This window comes from Streptomyces sp. NPDC060064, assembly GCF_042736455.1.
In the GTDB taxonomy this organism is placed as follows: Bacteria; Actinomycetota; Actinomycetes; order Streptomycetales; family Streptomycetaceae; genus Streptomyces.
On sequence record NZ_JBHWWF010000012.1, the window covers coordinates 170,002 to 196,103 of the forward strand.

The following is a 26,102-nucleotide window of genomic DNA, read 5'->3' on the forward strand; positions in this document are numbered from 1 at the left end:
CGCCGACCCGAATGGGGGTTTGCCGGTAGCTGAGTCCGCATGTGCCGCCCTGAACCGTATCGGTCCGACTCCCCATATCCGGGAAGGGGCTTCAGGAGGCTCACGCGGGCATTGAGCGCTTCGGCCTGTCAACCTCCCGCTACGGTGAGGGACACCTCACATGCCTCGCTCGGTTTCCCCCGGCTCGTCCTGCCCAGGGGACACGGCGGCGTTTGGCGGGGAGGGTGCCCGGGCGGGCGGAGCGAGGTCGAGCTCGACGCGCAGGGGGCACCGCGGCCTGCTGTCGCGGGAAGCTGCCGCGACGGTGCGGGGCCCGATCCGCGGGGCGGGGGAGCCTGGCGCATGGAGGCACGGCCCGCTGCTGCCGCGAGGGGCGCGGGGAGGATCCCGACACCGGGCGGGGGTGGCGCGCGAGTCCGGCGCAGGGCGGTACGGCGGGCTGCCACGGTGCGAAGCTGCACAAGGGGCCTGGGGCGGGACCCTCTCCACACCGGGCGTACGAGCCCGACGGAAGGGGCACGGTGCCGCGGGCTGCCGGCGCGGCTGCCCGGGCCGGGGTGGACTCGCGACACCGGACGGGAGCGGGCCGCGAGCCCATCGCAGGGGCAGGAGAGTCCGCCGCCGCGGGAAGCTGCGGGCGAAGCCGCCGCGCGAGGCCGCCGAAACGGGCGCAGAGCCCCCGACACCGGGCGTCAGCGGAGCAGGGCCCATCGCAGGGGGCGCTCTGCCTCGCGGAGGCGCCGCACGAAGCCGGCGCGACGGGGCGGGGAGGATCCCGACACCGGATGGGGCACGGAGCCGAGCCAAGCGGGCGGGCGGCGCACGGACCCCGGCGCAGAGGGGGACGGCAGGGGGCTGCTGCGGCGCGAAGCTGCCGCGACGGGGTGCGGGGGCCTACCCGCGACACCGGGCGCTACCGCGGCGCGAAGCTGCCGCAGCAGGGCGCAGCCGCCCCACCCCCCGCTCACCGCATCTCGGCGCGAAGCTGCCGAAAAGCGGGCCCGGGGCGCAGCCCCGCTTCAGGGGGCCCGGGGGCGCAGCCCCCAGTTTCGGGGAGGGACGGGCACGGGGAGACAGCCGCGCCCTCAGCCGTACGTGTCGCCCGGCCCCACACTCCCCGGCGCCCTCAGCGGCCCATACCTTCGCTGCGGCCCACCCGGCCCCAACACCTTGATCAGCCTCACGGTCCCCTGCCCCAGGTCCTCGTTCAGCCGCGCCACCAGCCGCGGCGCCAGCAGCCGCAGCTGCGTCGCCCACGCCGTCGAGTCGCACTGCACCGTCAGCACGCGCTCGTCCTCGTCGTACTTCTGCGGCACGCAGTGGTTCGCCAGGTCCGCGCCCACGATCTGCGGCCAGCGCCCCATCACCCCGCCCACCGCTGCCGGGGTCTCCCAGCCCCGCTCGGTGATCAGCCGGTTGATCGCCGCACCCAGCGGCAGCGGATCGCGCCCGTCCGCCCGCGCCCCCGACCTCAGCCCGCCGCCCCGCCTGGCCTGCTTCTTCTGCTGAGCCGCCGCACCGCGCGCCTTCGCCTGCTCCTTCGCCGCGCGCAGCGCGACCCGCGCCAGGTCGACGCCCGAAGACTCGGGCACCTTCGGCGACTCCGCCGGCTCCCCGGACCCCACCGGCTCGTCGCTCATACGCGCTCCACCTCCCCGTTGGCCACCGTGTACCGCGCCCCCGCCAGCACCCCCGGCACATCGTCGTCGACCGCCGCCGTCACCAGCACCTGCTCACCCGGAGCCACCAGTTCCGCCAGCCGCTCCCGGCGCCGCACGTCCAGCTCAGCGAAGACGTCGTCCAGTACCAGCACCGGCTCGTTGCCTTCGGCCCGCAGCAGCTCGTACGAGGCCAGCCGCAGCGCCAGCGCGTACGACCAGGACTCGCCATGGCTGGCGTACCCCTTCGCCGGCAGCTGCCCCAGCTTGAGCACCAACTCGTCCCGGTGCGGCCCGACCAGCGTCACGCCCCGCTCGATCTCCTGCTTGCGCACCTCCGCAAGCGCGCCGATCAGCTGTGCGTACAGCTCGTCGCGACCGTGCACCCCGGCCCCGCCGTCGCTACCGACCCCGCCCCCGGCAGAGGAGGAGGAACGGTACTCCAACGCAACCGGCCCGCCCCCTGGCGCCAGCGCCTCGTACGCCTTGTCCGCCAGCGGCTGCATCGCCGCGATCAGATCGATCCGCTGTGCCAGCAGTTCCGCTCCCGCCCGCGCCAGATGCTGGTCCCACACATCCAGCGTGGACAGATCCATCCCGCGCCCGCCGTGCCGTCGCGCCATCGCCGCCGACTTCAGCAGGGTGTTGCGCTGCTTGAGCACCCGCTCGTAGTCGGACCGCACCCCGGCCATCCGCGGCGACCGCGCCGTTATCAGCTCGTCGAGGAACCGCCGCCGTTCGCCCGGGTCGCCCTTCACCAGCGCCAGATCCTCCGGCGCGAACAGCACCGTCCGGACTATCCCCAGCACATCACGCGGTCTGACCTGTGAAGACCTGTTGATACGGGCCCGGTTCGCCTTCCCCGGATTGAGCTCAAGCTCGATCAGCTGGGAGCGCTCGCCCTGCGTGACGGCGGCCCGGATGACGGCCCGGTCGGCCCCCATCCGTACCAGCGGAGCATCCGACGAGACCCGGTGGCTGGCCAGCGTCGCGAGATAGCCGACCGCCTCGACGAGGTTCGTCTTGCCCTGCCCGTTCGGCCCCACGAACGCGGTGACGCCCGGGTCGAGCGGGACCTCGACCCGGGCGTACGAGCGGAAGTCGGCCAGCGACAAATGCGTGACGTGCATGGATGTACGCCGACCTCCCCCGGCTCAGGGTTACTTCTTGTTCTCCACCGCGTGGCCGCCGAACTGATTGCGCAGCGCCGCGACCATCTTCATCTGCGGGGAGTCGTCCTGACGGGACGCGAACCGCGCGAACAGCGACGCGGTGATCGCGGGCAGCGGCACGGCGTTGTCGATCGCGGCTTCCACAGTCCACCGGCCCTCGCCGGAATCCTGTGCATAACCGCGCAGCTTCTCCAGGTGCTCGTCCTCGTCCAGCGCGTTGACCGCCAGGTCGAGCAGCCAGGAACGGATGACCGTGCCCGCCTGCCAGGAGCGGAAGACCTCGCGTACGTCGGTGACCGAGTGGACCTTCTCCAGGAGCTCCCAGCCCTCGGCGTAGGCCTGCATCATGGCGTACTCGATGCCGTTGTGGACCATCTTGGCGAAGTGACCGGCGCCGACCTTGCCCGCGTGGACCGCACCGAACTCGCCCTCGGGCTTGAGCGCGTCGAAGATCGGCTGGACCTTCGCTACGTTCTCGTCCTCGCCGCCGTACATGAGCGCATAGCCGTTCTCCAGGCCCCAGACACCGCCGGAGACACCGCAGTCGACGAAGCCGATGCGCTTGATGCCGAGCTCGACCGCGTGCTTCTCGTCGTCCGTCCAGCGGGAGTTGCCGCCGTCCACCACCACGTCGCCCGGCTCGAGCAGCTCGGCAAGCTCGTCGACGGTGGACTGGGTCGCGGCTCCGGCCGGGACCATCACCCAGACGACCCGCGGGCCCTTCAGCTTGCCCACAAGCTCCTCGAGGCTGTGGACATCGGCGAGGTCCGGATTGCGGTCGTAGCCAATGACGGTGTGGCCTGCGCGGCGGATGCGCTCGCGCATATTGCCGCCCATCTTGCCAAGGCCGACGAGACCGAGCTCCATCACAGATTCCTTAAGCGTTGTATGCCGATTCGTACCCGGCTCTGAGCCTACGCCCGGCCGGTACGTACGGCCCCGACGGGCCTGCTCGGGCGGGAGCAGGCCCGTCGGGATCACACCTTCAGCTCACTCGGCAGGCTCAGCCGGACAGCCGGACGGGCATGATCAGGTACTTGTACGCCTCGTCCGCCTCGGCATCCACAGCCGGCTTGCCGCTCAGCAGCGCGGGCTTGGTCGAGGTGGTGAAGGACAGCTGGGCGACCGGGGAGTCGATGGCGCTCAGGCCGTCGAGCAGGAAGGTCGGGTTGAAGGCGATCGAGATGTCGTCGCCGTCGAGGTTCGCGTCGACACGCTCCACAGCCTGTGCATCGTCGCTGGAACCGGCCTCGAGGATCAGCACGCCCTGCTCGAAGCTCAGCCGCACCGGGGTGTTCCGCTCGGCGACCAGCGCCACACGCTTGACGGCCTCCACGAAGGGCGCCGTCTCGATGACAGCGATCGAGTTGAACTCGGTGGGGAAGAGCGTGCGGTACTTCGGCAGATCGCCTTCGAGCAGTCGGGTCGTGGTCCGTCGCCCGGCACCCTCGAAACCGATCAATCCCTCGCCCGCACCCGAGCCCGAGAGCGCAAGCGTGACCGTGTCACCGCTGGTCAGTGCCTTGGCAGTGTCCAGCAGCGTCTTGGCGGGCACCAGCGCCACGGCGGACGCATCAGGGTTCTCCGGCTTCCACAGGAACTCGCGGACGGCGAAGCGGTAGCGGTCGGTGGAGGCCAGCGTGACCGTGTCGCCCTCGATCTCGATGCGTACGCCGGTGAGGACGGGGAGCGTGTCGTCGCGACCGGCGGCGATGGCGACCTGTGCGGCGGCAGAGGCGAAGATCTCACCGGGCACGGTGCCCGTCGCGGTCGGCATCTGCGGCAGCGCCGGGTACTCCTCCACAGGCAGGGTGTGGAGTGTGAATCGTGAGGAGCCGCAGACCACGGTCGCGCGTACACCGTCTGTGGAAATCTCCACCGGGCGGTTGGGGAGAGCGCGGCAGATGTCGGCGAGCAGCCGGCCGGAGACCAGAACGGTGCCGTCCTCGTCCACCTCCGCCTCCACCGAGACACGGGCCGAGACCTCGTAGTCGAAGCTCGAGAAGCTGAGGGCACCGTCCTCCGCCTTCAGAAGAAGGCCCGCGAGTACGGGTGCCGGCGGACGGGCCGGGAGGCTCCGGGCCACCCAGGCCACCGCCTCCGCGAGTACATCGCGCTCCACCCGGATCTTCACCGGAACCGCCTCCTGCTGTTGCTGGCTCGCCCTGCTGGCCTTCGTCGTCGGCTGTATCGCCGGGGACCAGTCTGACGTACGGCACCGACAGTCGGTGCGGGTCGGGGTCAAGTCGTCGCAAGAGGTGTCGGACGCTCCGGGCGTCAGTTGTGCACAGGGCCTTCTTCGAAGCGAATTTCCCGGTAACTCTAGGTGGGAGTAGTAGTAGGGCCTGTGGAAACCGTGGATAACGCCATCTGCGCAGGTCAGACCCATTTTTTTGTCCACCGGGCCTGTGGGTGGAGCCGGTGGACAACCCGGCCCATCTGTGGACGCCCGAAAGTTCTGCACATCTGATGCACAGCCTTAGGGGACTTCTCCCCAGCGCTGTCCCCAGCTTTACCCACGTTCCCCACAGCCCAACCGACCTCGTTGGTGTGACGCCTTTCACTCGACACGGTGAGACCTGGTGTTTCGTTGCCGAACAGTGGACAGGGCTGTGGAGAAGCTGTGGGCAACGCGGCATTGCCTGTGGGCCGCCAGTGGACAACATCGATCACGTCCTGTGGACGGTTTCCGTGTCCACAGTCTGTGGAGCAGGGTTGGCCACAAATCCACAACCGTCTGACCTCGCGCGATGAAGTCTCAGCAACCGCCCCTGTGGAAGCAATCTGGACAACTTCCCAGTCCCCAGGCTGTGGACGGAAGATCGTCCCCAGATCTGTGGAGAACCCGCCCCGTCGCCGCGTATTCGAACACCGGACATCTGCGGGACAGCTGAGGAACGCCGAAGGGCGCCCCGGGACTTCGTCCCAGAGCGCCCTCGAAGGCCTCTTCGGCGGCTGCTGTGCCGGCCTGTCAGCCGTTCTTGATGCGGTTGGTGAGCTCGGTGACCTGGTTGTAGATCGAGCGCCGCTCGGCCATCAGCGCACGGATCTTGCGGTCCGCGTGCATCACGGTCGTATGATCGCGGCCGCCGAACTGCGCGCCGATCTTCGGCAGCGACAGGTCGGTGAGCTCACGGCAGAGATACATGGCGATCTGGCGGGCGGTCACCAGCACCCGGCTGCGCGAGGATCCGCAGAGATCCTCCACCGTCAGCCCGAAGTAGTCGGCGGTCGCCGCCATGATCGCACTCGCGGTGATCTCGGGGGCCGAGTCCTCCCCACCAGGGATCAAGTCCTTCAGCACGATCTCGGTGAGCCCGAGGTCCACCGGCTGCCGGTTGAGCGACGCGAACGCCGTCACCCTGATCAGCGCACCCTCCAGCTCGCGGATATTGCGAGAGATCCGCGAGGCGATGAACTCCAGCACCTCCGGCGGAGCGTTGAGCTGCTCCTGTACCGCCTTTTTACGGAGGATGGCGATCCGTGTCTCCAGCTCCGGCGGCTGTACGTCGGTGGTCAGACCCCACTCGAAACGGTTCCGCAGTCGGTCCTCCAGCGTCATCAGCTGCTTGGGCGGCCGGTCCGAGGAGAGCACGATCTGCTTGTTGGCGTTGTGGAGCGTATTGAAGGTGTGGAAGAACTCCTCCTGCGTCGACTCCTTGCTCGCCAGGAACTGGATGTCGTCGACCAGCAGGATGTCCACGTCGCGGTAGCGCTTGCGGAAGGTGTCGCCCTTGCCGTCGCGGATCGAGTTGATGAACTCGTTGGTGAACTCCTCGGAGCTCACATACCGCACCCGCGTGCCGGGGTAGAGGCTGCGCGCGTAGTGCCCGATGGCATGCAGCAGGTGGGTCTTGCCGAGTCCCGACTCCCCGTAGATGAAAAGGGGGTTGTATGCCTTGGCCGGTGCCTCGGCGACCGCGACGGCCGCAGCGTGCGCGAACCGGTTGGACGCACCGATGACGAAGGTGTCGAAGAGGTATTTCGGGTTGAGGCGGGCATGTGGCTCGCCGGGACCGGGGGCCGGCGACGGCTGCGCGCCCAGCGGTCCCGGTGCACCCCCGGGAGCGCCGCGGTGCGGGGCCTGGTGCTCCGGCAGCTCGTGCCGGTCCGGTCGCTGCTGCTGGTGCTGCTCGTACTGCCGGCGCTCGGGCGGCTGAGGCTGCCGGTAGTCGTGCTGGGGCTGGCGCGGCCGGCCGGTTGCGTACGGCTCGCGCCATTGCTCCGCAGACGGGTCGCGGTCCTGGAAGCCGCCGAGACGAGGCTGCTGCCAGGACAGGTCCTCCTGGGTACGCGGCCAGGCGCCGGGTTCCGGTCGCTGCTGCTGGTGCTGCTGGTATTCGGGATAGGCGGGGCGGACGGTGGGAAGTCCGTCGTCGCCGGGCCGGTGCCCGTACCCCTCGTAGTGGTCGTTCTGGCGGGGCTCGTCGTGCTGCGGGCCCTGATAGCGGGGCGCCTGCTGCTGTTGCGAGGGCGCCTGCGGGGCCGGGGGCTCGCCGACCGAGTCGTCGACGGTGATCGCGATACGGATCGGACGGCCGCACTCACGGCTGAGAGTCTCGCTGATCAATGGGGCGAGCCGGCCTTCGAGGACGCGCTTGCCCCATTCATTGGGAACGGCGAGGAGAGCGGTGTCGGCCACCAGTGCGAGGGGCTGGCAGCGCTCGATCCACTGCTTGTCCTTGGGCTCGATCCCCTGCTGGCCCTCCGCGAGGAGTTGCTCCAGCACTCGTGGCCACACTGCGGCAAGATCGGCAGGTACGTCAGCCACAAGGCACGCTCTCTCACAGGTCCCGTCCCACGAATGTGTGGTTCTCGGGACGGGATGGGAAGACAGGCAGGAAAGGAATTGGAGTTCAGCCACGGTAGTCAGGCCGACCCGCGCGGTTCAAGTTGTTGTCCACAGCCTGTGCACAGTGGACCACGTCATGGGTCTGGTTTGACCGGATGGCGTAGCCGCGCGTACCGTAACCAGGTCGAGTTGTCGATGGCTGCTGCCGCCTGCCTCCGATGGGCAAAGATCACGGTCTGTGATCGTGAAGCGGTGCACTCGGGCGTATACGCGAGCTACTCGTGGGCGCACGGTGACAGCCAGGCGATGTCCCGCCATCTACGAATCATTTCTGGAGCCCCCGAGTGAGCAAGCGCACCTTCCAGCCGAACAACCGTCGTCGCGCGAAGACCCACGGCTTCCGCCTGCGGATGCGTACCCGTGCCGGCCGCGCGATTCTCGCGAACCGCCGTGGCAAGGGTCGCGCCAGCCTGTCCGCCTGATCGCTTACAGGTCATGACGTGCTGCCTACCGAGAATCGGCTGAGGCGGCGCGAGGACTTCGCGACCGCGGTACGCCGGGGACGTCGGGCCGGACGCCCGCTTCTCGTCGTCCATCTACGCAGCGGTGCAACGGACCCGCACGCGCCTGGGGAGAGCGCTCCCCCGACGTGTGCGGGTTTCGTCGTGAGCAAGGCAGTGGGCGGCGCGGTCGTACGCACAAAGGTCAAGCGGAGACTGCGCCACCTGATACGCGACCGTCTCGCCGAGCTGCCCCCCGGTAGCCTGGTGGTCGTACGGGCGCTGCCCGGTGCGGGCGACGCCGCTTATGAACAGCTGGCCCGAGACCTGGATGCCGCTCTTCAGCGGCTGCTGGGAGGGGGCGCGCGATGAAGTACCCGCTGCTGGCTCTGATCAAGCTGTACCAGTGGACGATCAGCCCGCTGTTGGGGCCCGTCTGCAGGTACTACCCGTCGTGTTCCCACTACGGATTTACGGCCATCGACCGGCACGGCGCGGTGAAGGGCACAGCTCTCACCGCTTGGCGGATCCTGCGGTGCAATCCGTGGTCGCCGGGCGGTGTGGATTATGTGCCGCCGCGCAAGCGCCCGCGGTGGCACGAGATGCTGCGCGACGCCTTGCGCGGCAGCAAGGGCGGGCACTCCGCAGTTGATGTGCCTTCCCGGGGGTCGGCCCCCGAACCCCCGAGCCCGGCCGCAGAGTCTTCGCCCAATGCTCAAGGAGCCTGATTAGTGGACACGATTGCCAGTCTCTTCAGCTTTATCACCACACCTGTTTCGTGGGTCATCGTCCAGTTCCACACGCTCTATGGGGCGATCTTCGGCCCCAACACGGGCTGGGCCTGGGGACTGTCCATCGTGTCGCTGGTGATCCTCATCCGGATCTGTCTGATCCCGCTCTTTGTGAAGCAGATCAAGTCGACCCGGAACATGCAGGCGCTCCAGCCGAAGATGAAGGCGATCCAGGAGCGCTACAAGAACGACAAGCAGCGTCAGTCCGAAGAGATGATGAAGCTGTACAAGGAGACGGGCACCAACCCGCTCTCCTCGTGCCTTCCGATCCTCGCGCAGTCGCCGTTCTTCTTCGCTCTGTACCACGTGCTGTCCAGCATCGCCTCGGGCAAGACCATCGGCGTTATCAATGAATCGCTGCTGGACAGTGCCCGGCAGGCACACATCTTCGGTGCCCCCCTGGCGTCGAAGTTCACGGACAGCACGGAGAAGGTCGCTGCCCTCGGCGCCTCGCTGACCGATGTGCGCATTGTCACCGCGATTATGATCATCATGATGTCGGCGTCGCAGTTCTACACGCAGCGCCAGCTGATGCAGAAGAACGTCGACCTCACGGTGAAGACGCCGTACATGCAGCAGCAGAAGATGCTGATGTACATCTTCCCGGTGATCTTCGCCGTGATGGGTATCAACTTCCCCGTCGGTGTCCTCGTCTACTGGCTGACCACCAACGTGTGGACCATGGGCCAGCAGATGTTCGTGATCAACCAGAACCCGACCCCGGGCAGCAAGGCCCAGGACCAGTACTTGCAGCGGCTGCTGAAGGGCGTCACCGCCCACAGCGAGGTACGTTCGCGGCGCAAGCGCAATGTCATCCAGGCGATCGTCGCCAAGGGCGTGGACCGCAACGACAACGAGCGCAAGTTCATCAGCGGCCTGGCCAAGGCGGGCTTTGCCGCTCAGGCGGACGGCACGGTGGCCAAGAGTGACACCGCTGTCGCCGAGGCCGACGGCGGCGCAGCGCAGCGGCGGCAGCAGCCCAAGCGTCAGACCAAGGCGAAGCGGCAGTCCGCCAGTGCCCAGCCGGGCGCAGCCAAGAGCTCTGAGGGCGCCGACTCCGAGTCGAAGCCCTCGCTGCAGAAGGACGAGCCGCAGGACGCCCAGCCGAAGCCGGCGGGCAAGCCTGCCTCAGGCTCCGCACGCCAGCAGCCCAAGTCCGGACAACGCAAGGGTCAGCAGCGGCCCAAGCACCCGTCGTCCAAGAAGTAAGAAGGAGTCCATCCGTGACGGAAGGCACCATCTCCGCCCCCGCCGAGGGCGGCGACACCCTGACCCGCCTCGAGCAGGAAGGGGAGATCGCGGCCGACTACCTCGAGGGTCTGCTCGACATCGCTGATCTCGACGGCGACATCGACATGGACGTCGAGGCGGACCGGGCAGCGGTCTCGATCATCGGCGACCGGGACAGCCGGGATCTGCAGAAGCTCGTGGGCCGCGACGGCGAGGTCCTGGAGGCTCTCCAGGAGCTGACGCGGCTCGCAGTGCACCGGGAGACCGGGGACCGGAGCCGGCTGATGCTGGACATCGCGGGCTTCCGGGCCAAGAAGCGCACGGAGCTCAGCGAGCTGGGTGCGAAGGCGGCCGACGAGGTGAAGAGCACCGGTGAGCCGGTGAAGCTGAACCCGATGACGCCTTTCGAGCGCAAGGTTGTGCACGACGCGGTCGCGGCCGCGGGTCTGCGGAGTGAGTCCGAGGGCGAGGAGCCGCAGCGCTTCGTCGTCGTACTCCCGGCCTGACCTCGATTGTTTCCTCGGCCCCGTCTGTTCGCAGGCGGGGCCGATCTTTGTCAGCCTGATAGTCAGCCACCACAGTCCACATTGCGACAGTGCGGTACGGAAGGACGGTTCCCGTGACGGAGGCAGTAGAGCTTCCCCAGGCGCCCGAAGAGGCGCGGACGGTATTCGGAGAGTTCTTTCCGGAGGCTGTGCGGTACGCGGAGCTGCTCGCTGACGCGGGAGTCAAGCGGGGCCTGATCGGTCCCCGTGAGGTGCCGCGGCTGTGGGAGCGGCATCTGCTGAACTGCGCGGTGCTCTCGGAGGTCGTGCCCGAGGGCGTCACCGTCTGCGATGTCGGCTCCGGGGCCGGTCTGCCGGGCATCCCGCTGGCGCTGGTACGCCCGGATCTGAAGATCACGCTCCTCGAGCCGCTGCTGCGGCGAACGAACTTCCTTCAGGAAGTGGTCGAACTGCTGGGCCTGGACCATGTGACCGTGGTCCGGGGCCGAGCCGAGGAAGTGCTGGGGAAGCTACCTCCCGTGCATGTGGTGACGGCGCGAGCCGTGGCACCGCTGGACCGGCTGGCGGGCTGGGGAGTGCCTCTGCTGCGTCCGTACGGAGAGATGCTGGCGCTCAAGGGCGACACTGCCGAGGAGGAACTCCAGGGGGCCCGTGCTGCGCTGAGCAAGCTCGGCGTGGTGGAGACCTCGGTGCTGCACGTCGGTGAGGGGATCGTTGAGCCGCTCTCCACTGTGGTGCGTGTGGAAGTCGGAGAGAGCCCCGGCGGAGTGCGTTTCGCGGCAAAGCGGGCCAAGGCCGCCCGGACCAGTCGTACCCGACGGCGTCGCTGATCCGTACAGTCCGTACTGTCTATCAGCGATGCTCCATACAAGCTGCCATACGTACGCATTTCGGAGTGTCGTGCGGCTGTAGTCCCGCGGCGCGTGCATCGTGTTTCACGTGAAACGTCGCTCACTGCTGCAGGGAATCATCAGCCGCGGCCGTGCTGCCGCCCCGATGCGGGACCGGAAGCCCCTCTTGAGGGCTACAGAATTGTCCACAGAGGTGGATTCCTCCACAGAACCACGGGCCTCGCTGGTTCACGACCCCGAAAGCATGGCAGGCTCTGTGCATTGCGAGCCTGAAGTCGAGGAGAGTGAATCCTTGCGGTCCGACGCCAACATCGCGGGACCGATGACCGATCCGGTCCCCGGTCCCCGTACTGAGCCGTCGGGGGAGGATGTTTCACGTGAAACACCGCCCCCGATGGACGACACCCCCATCGGCCGTGCTGCCCAGCTGGCCGTGGAGGCGCTGGGGCGTGCCGGTGAGGGTCTGCCCCGACCTGAGCAGACACGCGTCATGGTGGTCGCCAATCAGAAGGGCGGCGTAGGCAAGACCACCACTACGGTCAACCTCGCTGCCTCGCTCGCGCTGCACGGCGCGCGCGTTCTGGTGGTAGACCTGGATCCACAGGGCAACGCCTCCACGGCGCTGGGGATCGATCACCACGCCGAAGTCCCCTCGATCTATGACGTCCTGGTGGAGAGCAAGCCGCTCTCCGAGGTGGTCCAGCCCGTCCCGGACGTCGAAGGTCTCTTCTGCGCCCCCGCCACCATCGATCTCGCCGGTGCGGAGATCGAGCTGGTGTCGCTGGTGGCGCGGGAGAGCCGACTGCAGCGGGCGATCCAGGCCTATGAGCAGCCGTTGGACTACATCCTCATCGACTGCCCGCCGTCGCTCGGTCTGCTGACCGTCAATGCGCTGGTCGCCGGTGCCGAGGTGCTCATCCCCATTCAGTGCGAGTACTACGCACTGGAGGGTCTGGGCCAGCTGCTGCGGAACGTGGACCTGGTCCGCGGTCATCTCAACCCGGACCTCCATGTGTCGACGATCCTGCTCACCATGTACGACGGCAGGACCCGGCTGGCCTCTCAGGTGGCCGACGAGGTGCGCAGTCACTTCGGCAATGAGGTGCTGCGGACGAGCATTCCGCGCTCGGTGCGTATCTCGGAGGCGCCGAGCTACGGACAGACGGTGCTGACCTACGATCCGGGTTCCAGTGGATCCCTGTCGTATCTTGAGGCGGCGCGGGAGATCGCGCTGCGGGGGGTCGGGATCCACTACGACCCGCAGCATGCCCAGGTGGGCAGCCAGAACAGCCAGCAGAACATGTCGGAGGGGATCCAGTGAGTGAGCGACGTAGAGGATTGGGGCGTGGGCTGGGTGCGCTGATCCCTGCCGCTCCCCAGGAGAAGGCGGTGCCTCCTTCCGGGGCTTCGAGCTCTTCGGGAGCGGGTCCGGTGCTGACCGCGGAACGTGGTGTGGCGGCGGCGAAGGTGACGACGCTGCCCAGCGCTTCCCCTCCGTCGGAGGCGATCACGCCTGCGCCGGAACCGGAGGCTGTGCCGCAGCCGGTCGAGCCGGCCGGCGCCCACTTCGCGGAGTTGCCGATTGACACCATCACGCCCAACCCGCGCCAGCCGCGTGAGGTGTTCGACGAGGACGCTCTTGCGGAGCTGGTCACTTCCATCAAGGAAGTGGGGCTGCTTCAGCCCGTTGTCGTTCGGCAGTTGGGGCCCGAGCGCTATGAGCTCATCATGGGCGAGCGCCGCTGGCGGGCCTGCCGTGAGGCGGGTCTGGAGCGGATTCCCGCGATCGTCCGGGATACGGACGACGAGAAGCTCCTTCTGGATGCGCTGCTCGAGAACCTGCACCGTGCCCAACTGAATCCGCTGGAAGAGGCTGCCGCCTACGACCAGCTGCTCAAGGACTTCAACTGCACGCACGACCAGCTGGCCGACCGGATCGGACGCTCGCGTCCACAGGTGTCCAACACGCTGCGCCTGTTGCGTCTCTCGCCTCCCGTCCAGCGCAGGGTGGCTGCCGGGGTGCTGTCGGCCGGTCATGCGCGGGCGTTGCTCTCGGTGGAGGACTCCGAGGAGCAGGACCGGCTTGCGCACAGGATCGTGGCCGAGGGGCTCTCGGTGCGAGCGGTCGAAGAGATCGTGACCCTGATCAACTCGAACCCCAAGAGCACGTCCAAGCCGAAGAGTCCGCGAGCCGGTGCCCGTCTGTCACCGGCGCTCACCGACCTGGCTTCACGGCTCTCGGACCGGTTCGAGACGCGAGTGAAGGTCGACCTCGGTCAGAAGAAGGGGAAGATCGTTGTCGAGTTCGCGTCGATAGACGATCTGGAGCGCATCCTCGGCACCCTCGCCCCCGGCGAGGGACGGGTCCTGGAGCAGGGACTCGGCGAGGAGCCCGTTGAGGGCGACGAGGGCTGAGCCCTTCCGTAATACCGTCAGGGGCGGGCCGTGTCCGATCGTTGGAGGAACACGGTCTGCCCTTTGCCGTCGCCCGGTATCCGTGCCAGGGCTGGGTGGATACGATGCGTTCTGGTATGGCGCATCCACCTTGATCCACCTCAGAGGGAGGGCGAGGGCCATGCGATCGGTGAGCCGCAGCCAACTGGTGACAGCTGGCTTGGGCCTGGGGGCAGTGGGCGGGTTCGTCAGCAGCCTGCTCCGGGAGAGGAGCGCGCTGGCAGCCGCTCGCAGCGCGGCAGGCGAAGGAAGTGAGGAATGGCCTTCATGGGGCGTCGGCTTGCACCACTCACGCTGGACAACCTTTCGCACCTTCCCAAGCGCTGTCGCGCGTGTGTCTTCTGGGAACTTGATCCAGTCAGTGGAGAAGCCGCGGTAAAGGCGGGAACACCCTCACTGGAGAAAGAGGCCTGGATCTCGGCCGTGCTGCTCGAGTGGGGCTCCTGCGGCAGGGTCGTCTACGTCGACGAGGTACCGGTCGGCTTCGTTCTCTATGCGCCTCCGGCGTATGTGCCGCGTTCCACGGCTTTCCCGACGAGCCCTGTTTCACCGGATGCCGTGCAGCTGATGACCGCTTGGATCATGCCGGGGTATCAGGGGCAGGGGCTCGGGCGGGTGATGGTGCAGACCGTGGCCAAGGATCTACTGCGGCGGGGCTTCCGGGCGATCGAGGCGTTCGGGGATGCCCGCTGGAAGGAGCCCGCCTGTGTGCTGCCCGCCGACCATCTGCTGGCCGTGGGCTTCAAGACCGTGCGTCCCCATCCGACGTATCCCCGGCTGAGGCTGGAGCTGCGGACAACGCTCTCCTGGAAGGAAGACGTGGAGCTGGCGCTGGACCGACTGCTCGGGGCTGTTCAGAAGGAGCCGGTGCTACGGCCGTTGTGAGTACCAACGCGAGAATGGGCTCATCCCGGTGAGGGATGAGCCCATTCGTGTTTCACGTGAAACAGCGGCGCGGTGCTACTCGCCGATGAAGCCCTCGAGGTCGCGCACGATCGCGGCCTTCGGCTTCGCGCCGACGATCGTCTTGGCAACCTCGCCGTTCTGGTAGACGTTCAGCGTCGGGATGGACATGACCCCGTACTTGGCGGCGGTGGCCGGGTTCTCGTCGATGTTGAGCTTCACGATCTCGATCTTGTCGCCGTGCTCGGCCGCGATGGCCTCGAGGGATGGCGCGATCTGGCGGCAGGGACCGCACCAGGCGGCCCAGAAGTCCACCAGTACGGGCTTGTCGCTCTTGAGGACATCCTCTTCGAAGGTGTCATCGGTCACGTTCTTCAGGGCGCCGGCCACGGCGGCCTCCTTACTTCTTTGCGGGGTGTGAGGGGGAGGGATGGTGCGGGCGTCAGACCGCAGAGGTCTTCTCCGGCTCGGCGGCGTTCTCGCCGTCGGCAAGCGCGGAGAGGAAGCGCTCAGCGTCAAGGGCAGCTGAACAGCCCGTGCCGGCGGCGGTGATGGCCTGACGGTAGGTGTGGTCGACGACATCACCCGCTGCGAAGACACCGGTCAGGTTGGTGCGCGTCGACGGCGCCTCGACCTTCAGGTAGCCCTCGTCGTCCAGCTCGAGCTGGCTCTTGAAGAGCTCGGTGCGCGGGTCGTGGCCCACGGCGATGAACAGTCCTGTCACAGCGAGCTCGGAGGGCTGGCCGGTCTTGGTGTTGCGCAGGGTCAGACCGGAGAGTTTCTGCTCGCCGTGGATCGCGGCGACCTCGCTGTCCCAGGCGAAGGAGATCTTCGGGTCGGCGAAAGCGCGGTCCTGCATGGCCTTGGAGGCGCGCAGGCTGTCGCGGCGGTGGACGATGGTGACGGACTTGGCGAAGCGGGAGAGGAAGGTGGCTTCTTCCATCGCGGTGTCACCGCCGCCGATCACGGCGATGTCCTGGTCCTTGAAGAAGAAGCCATCACAGGTCGCGCACCACGAGACACCGCGTCCGGAGAGTGCGTCCTCGTTGGGCAGACCGAGCTTGCGGTGCTGTGAACCGGTGGTCACGATCACGGACTTGGCGCGGTGAACGGTGCCTGCCGTGTCAGTGACGGTCTTGATCTCGCCCGTGAGGTCGACCGAGATGACATCGTCCGGGACCAACTCGGCTCCGAAGCGCTCTGCCTGTGCACGCATGTTGTCCATCAGGTCCGGGCCGATGATGCCCTCGCGGAAGCCGGGGAAGTTCTCCACCTCCGTCGTGTTCATCAGTGCACCGCCGGCGGTGACGGCCCCCTCGAACACCAGCGGCTGCAACGATGCGCGCGCGGTGTAGAGCGCAGCCGTGTAGCCGGCGGGCCCGGAGCCGATGATGATCACGTTACGGACGTCGCTCACGGGTTTCTTCCTCGTTTCTGCGGACTGCCTGCTGCCTACGGGGCCGGTTCAATGACTCTCACCCCACCCAACGGATCCTACGGGGCGTGCATTCCCGGTACGTCCGAGTGGCGCGGCGGGGTGTGTCAGCGGCGAGGGTAGGCGGTCGTCAGCAGGAGCTTGCCCGTCGGTGCGGGGGCGGTGTCGACGCAGGCCGCATCGATCACATACGCCTGGACCTGACCACTGTCCGTGGAGTGCGGCAGCACGACGAGGTAGGCGTTACTGCCCTCGTACTGACCCCGCTCGAAGGCGATCGGAGCATCGGTCCGGCCGGTGCCCTTCTGGATACAGGGAGGCACAGTCACGTCCGGCTTGCTCTTGGGCGAGACGGGGTTGGACTGGCTGTCGATAGACGGCCCCTTCTCTGTCCTCGGCTCCCCTTGACCGAGACTGGTGGCGACCAGAGCCTGCACGCGGCTCTGCAGGCCGGACTCGGAGAAGTCCTGGGTGCCACCCGCAGTGGAGCTGACGCTTGCTTCTTTCTTGGCGGAGTCTGCGCTGTTGTCGCCGGTGGACTGCAGGGACTGGAGGAGCAGGACGCTGACGCCTACTGCGGCCGCGCTGAAGATGGCACCGAGGACGGCTGTGCGGCGGCGCCGTGTCCGGCGGCTGCGGCCGGGACCGGTGGCAGCGCGCGGGCGGCCCGCTGGCCGGTCGGTCGGCGTAACGTCCGCCTGCTGAGCGACGGGCGCTGTTTCACGTGAAACATCGACGGCCTCTGCGGGTGCGGTGGCGTCCAGAAGAGCCGCGGCGGCCAGAGCGGCGTCGATACGGCCTGCGATGTCGGCGGGCATCCGATGCGCTCCGGGCAGTGTGCCGAGCAGCCCGCGAATCTCCTCGAGGGACGTGCGTACATCCGCGCACAGGGGACATCCGTCGAGGTGCTGCCGCACATCGGCCGTGCGCTCCAGCGAGAGAAGACCTTCCGTGAGGTCGGAGATCTCCGAGACGTCCGGGTGCTGAGTCGTGTCGGCCGTGGATGTCACGCGCGCCCACCTCCGCCCTTCACAGCTGCAGGGTCATTCGGCCCTGCGTCCCTTTGTCCCGACGCCGGTGGGACGGATGTCCCCGGCGTCCGGTTCCTTCCCATGCTGACCTCGGTGTTATCCCCGGTATCGCTCCGCAGATGAGTGAGCATGGGCAACAGCCGTGCCCGCCCACGCGCGCAGCGGCTCTTGACGGTCCCCGTGGGCACATCGAGGACGCGGGCCGCCTCCGCGACGGGGTAGCCCTGCATATCGACAAGCACCAGCGCGGCCCGCTGATCGACGGGAAGTTTCGCCAGTGCGGCCAGTAGTTCGCGGTGGAGATCCTTGCGCTCGACCGGAGCCTCGGCGGACTCATGAGGCTCAAGTAGCTGCTCCAGCCGCTCGGTGTCGTCGACGGGGGAGGTCTTCCGCGAGGAAGCCTTGCGGGCCCGGTCGAGACACGCGTTCACGGTGATGCGATGGAGCCAGGTAGTGACGGCGGACTGGCCGCGGAAGGTATGGGCAGCCCGGAAGGCGGAGACCAGGGCGTCCTGGACCGCGTCCGCAGCCTCCTCACGGTCGCCCAGGGTTCGCAGGGCGACGGCCCAGAGCCTGTCGCGGTGGCGCCGTACAAGCTCACCGAAGGCATCCGGGTCCCCTGCGACATGGCGTGCCAGAAGGTCCTGGTCGCTTGTGTCGCCGAGTGTCGCGTCGTCCAACGGTGAGCCCCCTCCCCTGGTGCCGTCAGCTGGTGATCTTGATCTCCGAGACCTTGCCCCGGAAGTTGCCCTCGTCGCTCTGTGGCAGCTTGGTCAGCCAGACCAGAACGTACCGTGCCCGTACCGGCTTGCCGGGCTTGAGGGACACATTCGAACCGGATCCGTTGGCGACCTTGTTGAAGCCGTCGAGGGTTGTCGGCTCGGACGAGGCATCTTCGGACGCTGCCCGCAGCTCCACGGAGGTGTCACCGCCGAGGAAGGAGACATCCACGGTGCCGACCTGCTGGACCTTGCCGAGGTCGAGAATGATGCCGACGCCCGGCTTCAGCCGTCCGAAGTCACCGCTCTGGAGGTAGCCGTCGGTAGTCCAGAACGTCGACGGGTCGCCGTCGAAACTGTTCTTTATCCCGGCCGGTTTCTCGGAGTGGTCCCCGAGCGGGTCGAAGTCACGGGCACCCTTGATGGCGACTGGCTTGCCGGATTCGGGTGCGGGGTTCTTTTCGCCGCTGTCCGTCTGCGAGCTGCCCGGATCGACCGAGTCCTTGTCGCGGTCGATCAGCTTGTCCGCCACCTGCCAGCTGCCCAGCCCCAGCGCGGCGATGAGCAGCGCGGCCACGGTCCACTTGAGGACCTTGCCGGTGCGGCTCTGGAGCGGTGCCGGAGGCGAGGGAACCGGCCGGGTGGTGCTCGTGCCCGGGCGGGGCGCGGGACGGGCGTAGGTCCCCTGCTGGTAGGTCGTGCGCTGGTATTCAGGTGGTGAGGTGAACGCGGGCTCCGGCGGGCGGATGCGCGGCATCGCCGCCACGGCCTTGGCCAGCTCGTCGGGCGTGGTGCACGGCGGCTCCTGGCGGGAGGCAGTGGCACCGTCGTTGATCAGGGCCCGCATGGCGAGTTCAGAGAGGCCGCGGTGAACGCCGGCCCGCACCTGGTCGGGGGCGATCAGTCCGACGCCCTTGGGCAGCCCGGAGAGGCCGTACGCGTCGTTCTCGTACGGCCAGCGATGCGTCAGTGCCGCGTAGAGAAGCGCACCGATCGCCTCGGTGTCGGCACGCTGTGGTCCATCGGCGGTGATTCCGCGCAGAGCGGCGTTCACCGCGAGGCCGCGGATCCGGTACTGCCCGGTCGAGCTCCGCAGCACCGCGCCCGGGGTGAGCCTGAGGTGGGCAAGGCCTTCACGGTGCGCTGCGGCCATGGCCTGAGAGAGCTGGTCGACGAGCTGGTACGCGTCGTGAGGCTCCATGGGGCCCATGGCGAGCAGAGCCGTGAGCTCCGTCGCGTCAGGAATCCACTCATGGACGACGTAGACGAGATCGTTCTCTTCGACGGCGTCCAGGACCTGTACGAATCGAGGGTCGCCGAGGAGTGCGGAGGAGCGGGCCGCCGCGAGCACTGAGCGCGCCCTCGGGTGATCGGCGGGGAGCAGATGCACTCCCACCGCACGGCGCAACTTCTCGTCGACAGCACGCCAGCTGCTGAAGCCGTCCAGACGGGTGACGCACTCCTCGAGGCGGTAGCGTCTGGCGAGCTTGTGGCCACTGTGCAGTTCGGGCGCAGCGATGGCGGGGTCGGTGCCCTGCCGTTCGCTGCCCGTGTCCGGTGCGGTCTTCTCCGCCGAGTTCTGGGATTCCGCCGCCCCGTCGGTCGTGGCCTTGCCCGCCTGCGCGGTCAGCGGGTCGTCTCCGCTGTTGTCGGCCACGTCGACGGCAGCCGTGCTACGTTCCGCCACCGTCGTTCCTGCCTCCCCATCCGTTGCGCCCTATCCAAAAGCCATGCCAATTGTGCCCACAGTCGGCCGCTATGCACGACACACGGCGGCCGACGATGGTTGTGCGGTACTCGCGTTCTACCGTCCGAGGCGTCCGCGGACCATTCCGACCAAAGCGTTGAGCTCATCGATGCGCATCCGCTTCGCGGCGACGAAGAAGACGCCCAGCAGCACGATTCCGCCGGCGACCAGCGCGGCGAGCGAGCCTGCAGCGCCGCTGCCGAGTCCCTTCATGACGAAGAAGGCGACCGCGCCGCCGGCGGCCGCGGCCGGGACGGAGGCCATGCCGAGCCGGGTGTACGTACGCATGACGCGGGAGCCGTCCAGGTCACCGTCCAGCCGGTTCTTCAGCCGCCGCCAGGCGACGCCCACGCCAACGGCGTAGGCGAGGCCGTACGAGGCGCCCATACCGACAACCGCCCACTGGGCCGGCAGGACCACGTAACAGAGCGCGGAGGCGGCGGCATTGACCCCGGCGACGATGACGGTGTTGTAGAAGGGCGTGCGGGTGTCCTCGTACGCGTAGAAGCCGCGCAGTACGACGTACTGCACGGAGAACGGGATGAGGCCGAGGCCGAACGCCATGAGGATGAAGCCCATGCCCCGGGCGGACTCCAGGCCGCTGGAGGCGAACAGGAGCGTGGACATCGGGACGCCGAGGGCGAGGAACGCGAAGGCGACCGGGACGATGGCGACCGCGGAGTTGCGAAGGCCCTGGGAGATGTCGTCGCGCACGGCCCCCGGGTCGTTGTCGTGGGCTGCGCGGGAGATGCGGGGCAGCAGGGCGGCCATCACCGAGACGGTGATGATGGCCTGCGGCATGCCCCAGATCAGCTGGGCATTGGAGTAGGCGAGGATGCCCGCGCCGGACCTCCCGGAGGCTTCGCCGGCAGCAGTGGCGAGCTGGGTGACGACCAGCACACCCGCCTGGTTGGCGAGGACGAACAGCACGGTCCACTTGGCCAGCTTGACGGTCTTGCCGAGGCCGTGGCCCTTCCAGTCGAAGCGGGGACGGAAGCGGAAGCCCGTCTCGCGCAGATACGGGATCATCGACAGAGCCTGGACGGTGAGACCGAGCAGAGTGCCGATGCCCAGCAGCCGGACACCCTCCGGCGGGATCGTCTGGACCCCCATCTGGGATTCGGCAGAGGTGCCGTAGACCCAGATGAACAGGCCAAACGTGGCGATCATGACGATGTTGTTGAGGACCGGAGTCCACATCATCGCGCCGAACTTCCCACGTGCGTTCAGGATCTGGCCCATCACCACGTGCACGCCCATGAAGAATATTGTGGGCAGGCAGTACCGGGCGAAGGTGACGGCGACGCTGTTGGCCGCCGGTCTGCTGGCGATGGTGTCCGACATCAGATGGATCAGCAGCGGTGCCGCGAATACCGCGATGGCGACGATGATTCCGAGCGCCACCATGACGAGGGTGAGCAAACGGTTGGCGTAGGCCTCGCCGCCGTCGTCGTCGTTCTTCATCGAGCGCACCAGCTGCGGCACGAAGACGGAGTTGAGGCCGCCTCCGACGGTGAGGATGTAGATCATCGTCGGCAGGGTGTACGCCACGGTGTAGGTGTCACCGAGCAGTGAGGCGCCGAGCGCAGCGGTGATAACCAGGCTGCGGACGAAGCCGGTGAGGCGGGAGACCAGAGTGCCCGCCGCCATCACCGCGCTGGATCTCATCAGGCCGGAGACCCGGCCGCTCGGCCTTTTCGGGGCGGGCGGCGCCGGGATCGGCTCAGGAGTGGGCGAGGGCTGCCCCGAGGTCTGCTGGTCCCGGAAAAGGTGCGCGAACGCGTCAGGCTCCGGTTCCTCCTCGCCGGCCCGGGTGACCAGGTCGTCCACGCCCGTGAACTGGGTGGTCCTGGCGTTCTCCCCGTACGGCAGATGACGCGACGGTCCGGCGGGCTCGGGCGGCGGGGTCTGCGCCCAGACGTGGGGGTCCGGGGCATGCTGTGGAGTCGGCGGCTGCTGGTACAGAGCCGGCGGTTCCTGATACGTGCCCGGACTCGGCGGCGGGTGCGAGGCGCGGTCGTAGAGCGCCTCGGTCACCGGGTCCTGGGCAGACAGATCCTGCGCCCGGTAAGGATCACGGGCGTAGGCGTCCTGGACGTACGGGTCCTGTGTGTACGGTTCGGGGGCAGGCTGCGGCGGCGGAGGAACCTGGTCTGCCGGGTCTTCGCCCGTGCCCTGACCGCGGTCACCGTCGTACGGCGCGTTCATTGCTACCCCACCTCATCGTCCCCGGCCGGCCGGCCACGACATCGCTCAACGGTCCACTTTCTCACCCGTGCCCGACGGGTCGCCGCTTTCCGGTCCGGTGTCCGGTGTCGGGTCACTCGCCTGCCCGGGATCGGGGCTGTTGATGTCACCTTCCGGGCCATCAGTGCCCTCAGCAGCCTCCTCTGTGCCCTCCGCATCCTCCGCGGCCGCCTCGCGGGCAGCCGCGCGCTTGCGCTGGCTGTACATCCTGACGCCTGCGAGGACGAGCAGCAGGACGCCGCCCGCGATGACGAGCATCACGGTCGGTGTGATCTCGGAGACCTTCACCGTGAACTCCATGGGCAGGCCGTATGGCTTGCCGTCCTCCGTGTAGAGCTGGGCCGTCATCTGCACCGGGCCGTTGGCGTTGGCCGAAGCGGCGAATTTCACCGACTGGCTGTGGCCGCCCTCGACCTTGATCGGCTGCTCGGCGATGCCCTTGTCGTGGTCGAGGCTGAGGCGCGTGGGGTTGTCCGACCTCAGCCGCAGCACCAGATGGTCGATGCCCTGGACCAGCTTGTTCTGCACGGTGACCGGGATTGTCGCACTGCGCCCCGACAGGGTCACCTGCGACTTCTCGATCAGCTGTACCTCTTCGGTGAGGCTCTGCAGATAGGTCCGCACACTGTCGCGATACAGCTGGGCCGCCGCAGGGCTGCCGCGCCAGGACGTGGACATCTCCCGGTCGATCGCCCGGCCGAACGGCGTCACCACCCGGTCCTGTGCGGTGAGGATGACCTTGAAGTTGTCCAGGGTGTTCTGTGTGGTCCTGATGTCCTGGAACGCCTGGACCGGCAACTCCTGCTTCCGCAGCTGACCGGGGTAGCGGGAGGAGGCGGGCACCTTGGTCGTCGCATCGGCGTCGGGCTTGGCGCCCGCGGCTGCGACCAGATCGAGCGGCTGGGTCCAGCGCTGAGCATTGAGGGCTTGCAGCGCGCGGGCCATGGACTGCGCCTGGGACGCGGTCGGCATCCGCTGCGGGGCGACGACGATGCTCCGCTCCTTGCCCGGGACCTGAAGGGTCAGCGCGAGCGTCTGAGCGAGGAACTCCTGCACAGCGAGAGTGGACGTCCCGGTCTTCAGCATGTCGCCCTGGAAGGCGGTGGAGAGCCGGGCGTCGGCGACCACCGCCGTCGTCCCGCCGCCGATCGGCCGCGCCGAGCTGGGCGTGTACGACAGGTTGTCCCGCAGGCTGTCACTGCGGGCGATCACCTTGTGGGCGCCGGCAGAGGTGGCGACGTCGACGATCGAGGAGTCGATCGCTCCGTCCACCGGCCAGGCGAAGTCGACGGTCGGCTTCGCATGGACGATCGTTTCCACCGTCGTCTCGGCGACTTCGGTGGCCGGCTGCAGATGGCTGAGAGAGCCGGAGATGTCCTTGCCGCGGTGGGCCAGGGAGGCCAGATCCGGGTCGGCGAACGGCAGAGCGACGACCTTGCGCCCCTGCACCGCGGCTTCGACGGAGCGCAGCCACCGTTTGGCCAGGGCCTGGTTCTTCCCCGCGACGGTGGTGGTCCCGTTCTTGACCTGGTAGTTCCTTGTCATCGCATCGACTGTGGCCAGCAGATCCGGGTCGATGACCCAGGTCACGGGCAGATCGCTGCCCAGCGAGACGAGCTGCTCGAGCCGCCCGCCGGGGGCAAGTTCCCTGGCCAGACTCTCGTCCTCGAAGACCGGGGTCTGCTGCTCGTCGGACCCGGTTTCCGCGGTGAGGTGCGTCGAAGAGATCAGCGGCCAGAGATAGGTGAATTGGGTCTTCTTCTCCGTGGCCTCGGGCTGCCAGGGCAGGAAGGTGCGCTCGATGCCCAGCACATGGTCGAAGGGCTCAGCCGGGGTCTGCCCGGACAGCGACACACCGAGCTGGTAGACGCCGTCTTCGTTGAGTTCGAGGTCACTCAACGGGACCGAGAGCTTGAAGTCCCGGCTGATGTGGGAGGGGAGCTTCGGGATCTTGACCGTGTACTTGCCGTCGACCGGTGCAGGGTCGATGCCCGCGGCGTAGCCGGTCCGCTCGGCGGCACGGTCGATGGCAGTCCTGCTGGACAGCGTCGGCCCCACCCGTAGATCGACCTGAGCGTCGGTGACGGTCTGTTTGCCCTTGTTGTACACCGAGCCAGAAATGGTGAGTGTGTCGCTCTTGCCCGGGGCGACCGGCGTAAGAGTGTCGAGAGACACATCGACTGAGCGAGAGCTTGTGGCGGCTTCGGTGGTTTCGGCGGCGTGCGCGGAAGGAGCGGCAGGACCACACAGCAGTCCGGCCACGAGCGGGGCGCCGGCGATCAGGGAGGCTGTGCGTCGCAGCCACCGGCGGGCAGGAGAAGGACCCATCCCCTGGAAGTCTGCCGCCTCGGCCACGCGCTCGCCCGTCCCTTGTCGTCTGATGCCTCTGGTGCTTCTCGGCTCTTGCGTCCACGCATGGTAACGAGGTGCGCGGCGCCGAAGTGCCGCGGAGTGCCCCACATGATCGGAAGGAGCTTCCGGGGCGGCCATAAACAGGGGCGCTCAGGTCGGCCCCGGCACGTACCCTTTTCTGTTGTGCCGAACGCCAATGAAGAGAACCCCACTGCACTGAGCCAGGTGCAACGCCGCGCGGTCAGTGAACTGCTGCGGGTGTCCCCTGTCGCCGACGACCTCGCCCGCCGCTTCCAGGAGGCCGGGTACAGCCTTGCCCTGGTCGGGGGCTCGGTCCGGGACGCACTGCTCGGCCGGCTCGGCAATGACCTGGACTTCACGACGGACGCCCGTCCCGAGGACGTGCTGAAGATCATCCGCCCCTGGGCGGACTCCGTGTGGGAGGTCGGGATCGCCTTCGGGACGGTCGGCTGTCAGAAGGGCGGCTACCAGATCGAGGTGACGACGTACCGCTCAGAGGCGTACGACAGGACGTCTCGTAAGCCCGAGGTTTCTTACGGCGACTCGATCGAGGAAGACCTCGTACGCCGCGATTTCACCGTGAACGCGATGGCCGTGGCTCTGCCGGAGAAGGAGTTCATCGATCCGCACGGCGGTCTGGAGGACCTCGCCGCGCGCGTTCTGCGGACCCCCGGTACGCCCGAGGAGTCTTTCTCGGACGACCCGCTGCGGATGATGCGGGCCGCTCGTTTCGCCGCGCAGCTGGACTTCGAGGTGGCGCCCGAGGTCGTCACCGCGATGAAGGAGATGGCGGACCGCATCGACATTGTCTCCGCCGAACGGGTGCGCGATGAGCTGAACAAGCTGATCCTCTCCACCCACCCCCGCAAGGGACTGGGACTGCTCGTCGACTCCGGCCTGGCCGACCATGTGCTGCCCGAACTGCCTGCCCTGCGTTTGGAGAGTGACGAGCACCACCGGCACAAGGATGTGTACGAGCACTCACTGATCGTCCTCGAGCAGGCCATCGACCTTGAGGAGGACGGCCCGGACCTCGTGCTGCGGCTGGCCGCGCTGCTCCATGACATCGGGAAGCCGCGGACCCGGCGCTTCGAGAGCGACGGCCGCGTCTCCTTCCACCACCACGAGGTGGTGGGGGCGAAGATGACCAAGAAGCGGATGACCGCGCTCAAGTACTCCAACGACATGGTCAAGGACGTCTCGCGGCTGGTGGAGCTGCATCTGCGGTTCCATGGCTACGGGACCGGGGAGTGGACCGACTCGGCAGTGCGGCGTTACGTACGTGATGCGGGGCCGCTGCTGACCCGGCTCCATAAGCTGACCCGCTCGGACTGCACCACGCGCAATAAACGCAAGGCGAGCGCCCTCTCCCGGGCCTATGACGGGCTTGAGGATCGCATCGCGCAGCTTCAGGAGCAGGAGGAGCTGGACGCCATCAGGCCCGATCTGGACGGCAACCAGATCCAGGAGATCCTGGGCGTGGGTCCCGGTCCGGTGATCGGCAAGGCGTACGCGTTCCTGCTGGAGCTGCGCCTGGAGAACGGGCCGATGGAGCATGACGCGGCGGTCGCGGCGCTGAAGGAATGGTGGCCGACGCAGAGCTGAGTGCGGGCGCTGAGCGTGAAGCGGGGCGCAGTTTGAGGAGTAAAAATGGGCCCCGGGGAAGAAACCGAGGGGGGGGGTTAGAGTGTAG

Annotated in this window: 22 protein-coding genes; 10 read left to right on the forward strand and 12 right to left on the reverse strand. The window is 67.9% G+C overall.

Features of this window, described 5'->3' with window-relative positions:
- Positions 1-1,085: 1,085 nt before the first annotated feature.
- The 5 genes from ACFWDI_RS16900 to dnaA all read right to left on the reverse strand — a co-directional run bounded on the left by ACFWDI_RS16900 (position 1,086) and on the right by dnaA (position 7,601).
- Positions 1,086-1,640: a DUF721 domain-containing protein gene (locus ACFWDI_RS16900; RefSeq protein WP_385304669.1), complete on the reverse strand. Its 555-nt coding sequence runs from the start codon at positions 1,638-1,640 to the stop codon at positions 1,086-1,088.
- Positions 1,637-2,788 (reverse strand): DNA replication/repair protein RecF, encoded by a 1,152-nt coding sequence (gene recF / locus ACFWDI_RS16905; protein ID WP_385304671.1) that lies wholly within the window; start codon positions 2,786-2,788, stop codon positions 1,637-1,639. The genes ACFWDI_RS16900 and recF overlap by 4 nt, the downstream gene beginning before the upstream one ends.
- A 30-nt stretch (positions 2,789-2,818) precedes the next feature.
- Positions 2,819-3,697, reverse strand: a complete 879-nt coding sequence (gene gnd / locus ACFWDI_RS16910; RefSeq protein ID WP_385304673.1) for a phosphogluconate dehydrogenase (NAD(+)-dependent, decarboxylating) — start codon at positions 3,695-3,697, stop codon at positions 2,819-2,821.
- Positions 3,698-3,833: 136 nt separating this feature from the next.
- Positions 3,834-4,964, reverse strand: coding sequence for a DNA polymerase III subunit beta (dnaN, locus tag ACFWDI_RS16915; RefSeq protein ID WP_327324777.1), 1,131 nt, complete (start codon positions 4,962-4,964; stop codon positions 3,834-3,836).
- Between the two features lie 837 nt (positions 4,965-5,801).
- The gene (dnaA, locus tag ACFWDI_RS16920) at positions 5,802-7,601 is read right to left on the reverse strand and encodes a chromosomal replication initiator protein DnaA (RefSeq protein ID WP_385304674.1); all 1,800 of its coding nucleotides are present in this window, start codon (positions 7,599-7,601) and stop codon (positions 5,802-5,804) included.
- A 365-nt stretch (positions 7,602-7,966) separates the two neighbouring features.
- Here dnaA and rpmH point away from each other — a divergent pair, with 365 nt between their 5' ends.
- The 9 genes from rpmH to ACFWDI_RS16965 all read left to right on the forward strand — a co-directional run bounded on the left by rpmH (position 7,967) and on the right by ACFWDI_RS16965 (position 14,839).
- Positions 7,967-8,104 (forward strand): 50S ribosomal protein L34, encoded by a 138-nt coding sequence (gene rpmH, locus ACFWDI_RS16925; protein WP_006381191.1) that lies wholly within the window; start codon positions 7,967-7,969, stop codon positions 8,102-8,104.
- Between the two features lie 18 nt (positions 8,105-8,122).
- Complete coding sequence (gene rnpA / locus ACFWDI_RS16930) at positions 8,123-8,494, forward strand: ribonuclease P protein component (protein WP_385304677.1); 372 nt, start codon at positions 8,123-8,125, stop codon at positions 8,492-8,494.
- Positions 8,491-8,850 (forward strand): membrane protein insertion efficiency factor YidD, encoded by a 360-nt coding sequence (gene yidD / locus ACFWDI_RS16935; protein WP_385304680.1) that lies wholly within the window; start codon positions 8,491-8,493, stop codon positions 8,848-8,850. Before rnpA ends, yidD begins: the two co-directional genes overlap by 4 nt.
- Positions 8,851-8,853: 3 nt before the next feature.
- A complete protein-coding gene (gene yidC / locus ACFWDI_RS16940; RefSeq protein WP_385304682.1) occupies positions 8,854-10,122 on the forward strand; it encodes a membrane protein insertase YidC in 1,269 nt (422 codons plus the stop codon).
- 14 nt (positions 10,123-10,136) lie between these two features.
- Positions 10,137-10,649, forward strand: a complete 513-nt coding sequence (locus ACFWDI_RS16945; RefSeq protein ID WP_362677348.1) for a R3H domain-containing nucleic acid-binding protein — start codon at positions 10,137-10,139, stop codon at positions 10,647-10,649.
- A 113-nt stretch (positions 10,650-10,762) separates the two neighbouring features.
- The gene (gene rsmG / locus ACFWDI_RS16950; RefSeq protein WP_385304684.1) at positions 10,763-11,479 is read left to right on the forward strand and encodes a 16S rRNA (guanine(527)-N(7))-methyltransferase RsmG; all 717 of its coding nucleotides are present in this window, start codon (positions 10,763-10,765) and stop codon (positions 11,477-11,479) included.
- Between the two features lie 265 nt (positions 11,480-11,744).
- On the forward strand, positions 11,745-12,821 hold the full coding sequence (locus ACFWDI_RS16955; protein WP_385304686.1) for a ParA family protein: 1,077 nt from the start codon (positions 11,745-11,747) through the stop codon (positions 12,819-12,821).
- Positions 12,818-13,915: a ParB/RepB/Spo0J family partition protein gene (locus ACFWDI_RS16960; RefSeq protein ID WP_327324769.1), complete on the forward strand. Its 1,098-nt coding sequence runs from the start codon at positions 12,818-12,820 to the stop codon at positions 13,913-13,915. The genes ACFWDI_RS16955 and ACFWDI_RS16960 overlap by 4 nt, the downstream gene beginning before the upstream one ends.
- A 306-nt stretch (positions 13,916-14,221) precedes the next feature.
- Positions 14,222-14,839: a GNAT family N-acetyltransferase gene (locus ACFWDI_RS16965; RefSeq protein WP_385304724.1), complete on the forward strand. Its 618-nt coding sequence runs from the start codon at positions 14,222-14,224 to the stop codon at positions 14,837-14,839.
- Between the two features lie 75 nt (positions 14,840-14,914).
- Here the strand turns inward: ACFWDI_RS16965 and trxA are convergent, their stop codons facing one another.
- The 7 genes from trxA to ACFWDI_RS17000 all read right to left on the reverse strand — a co-directional run bounded on the left by trxA (position 14,915) and on the right by ACFWDI_RS17000 (position 24,391).
- Positions 14,915-15,247 carry a thioredoxin gene (gene trxA, locus ACFWDI_RS16970; protein WP_142214727.1) on the reverse strand — a complete coding sequence of 111 codons (333 nt, stop codon included), beginning with the start codon at positions 15,245-15,247 and terminating at the stop codon, positions 14,915-14,917.
- A gap of 52 nt (positions 15,248-15,299) precedes the next feature.
- A complete protein-coding gene (gene trxB / locus ACFWDI_RS16975; protein ID WP_385304688.1) occupies positions 15,300-16,274 on the reverse strand; it encodes a thioredoxin-disulfide reductase in 975 nt (324 codons plus the stop codon).
- Between the two features lie 125 nt (positions 16,275-16,399).
- Positions 16,400-17,302, reverse strand: coding sequence for a hypothetical protein (locus tag ACFWDI_RS16980; protein ID WP_385304691.1), 903 nt, complete (start codon positions 17,300-17,302; stop codon positions 16,400-16,402).
- On the reverse strand, positions 17,299-18,003 hold the full coding sequence (sigM, locus tag ACFWDI_RS16985) for an RNA polymerase sigma factor SigM (RefSeq protein ID WP_362677336.1): 705 nt from the start codon (positions 18,001-18,003) through the stop codon (positions 17,299-17,301). The genes ACFWDI_RS16980 and sigM overlap by 4 nt, the downstream gene beginning before the upstream one ends.
- A 25-nt stretch (positions 18,004-18,028) precedes the next feature.
- Positions 18,029-19,729, reverse strand: a complete 1,701-nt coding sequence (locus ACFWDI_RS16990) for a serine/threonine protein kinase (protein ID WP_385304693.1) — start codon at positions 19,727-19,729, stop codon at positions 18,029-18,031.
- 117 nt (positions 19,730-19,846) lie between these two features.
- Entirely contained in the window at positions 19,847-21,997 is a 2,151-nt protein-coding gene (gene murJ, locus ACFWDI_RS16995; protein WP_385304695.1) for a murein biosynthesis integral membrane protein MurJ, read from the reverse strand.
- A 45-nt stretch (positions 21,998-22,042) separates the two neighbouring features.
- Complete coding sequence (locus tag ACFWDI_RS17000; protein WP_385304697.1) at positions 22,043-24,391, reverse strand: DUF6049 family protein; 2,349 nt, start codon at positions 24,389-24,391, stop codon at positions 22,043-22,045.
- A gap of 180 nt (positions 24,392-24,571) precedes the next feature.
- Between ACFWDI_RS17000 and ACFWDI_RS17005 the strand changes: the two genes are divergently transcribed.
- Complete coding sequence (locus ACFWDI_RS17005) at positions 24,572-26,014, forward strand: CCA tRNA nucleotidyltransferase (RefSeq protein ID WP_385304700.1); 1,443 nt, start codon at positions 24,572-24,574, stop codon at positions 26,012-26,014.
- Positions 26,015-26,102 lie beyond the last annotated feature (88 nt).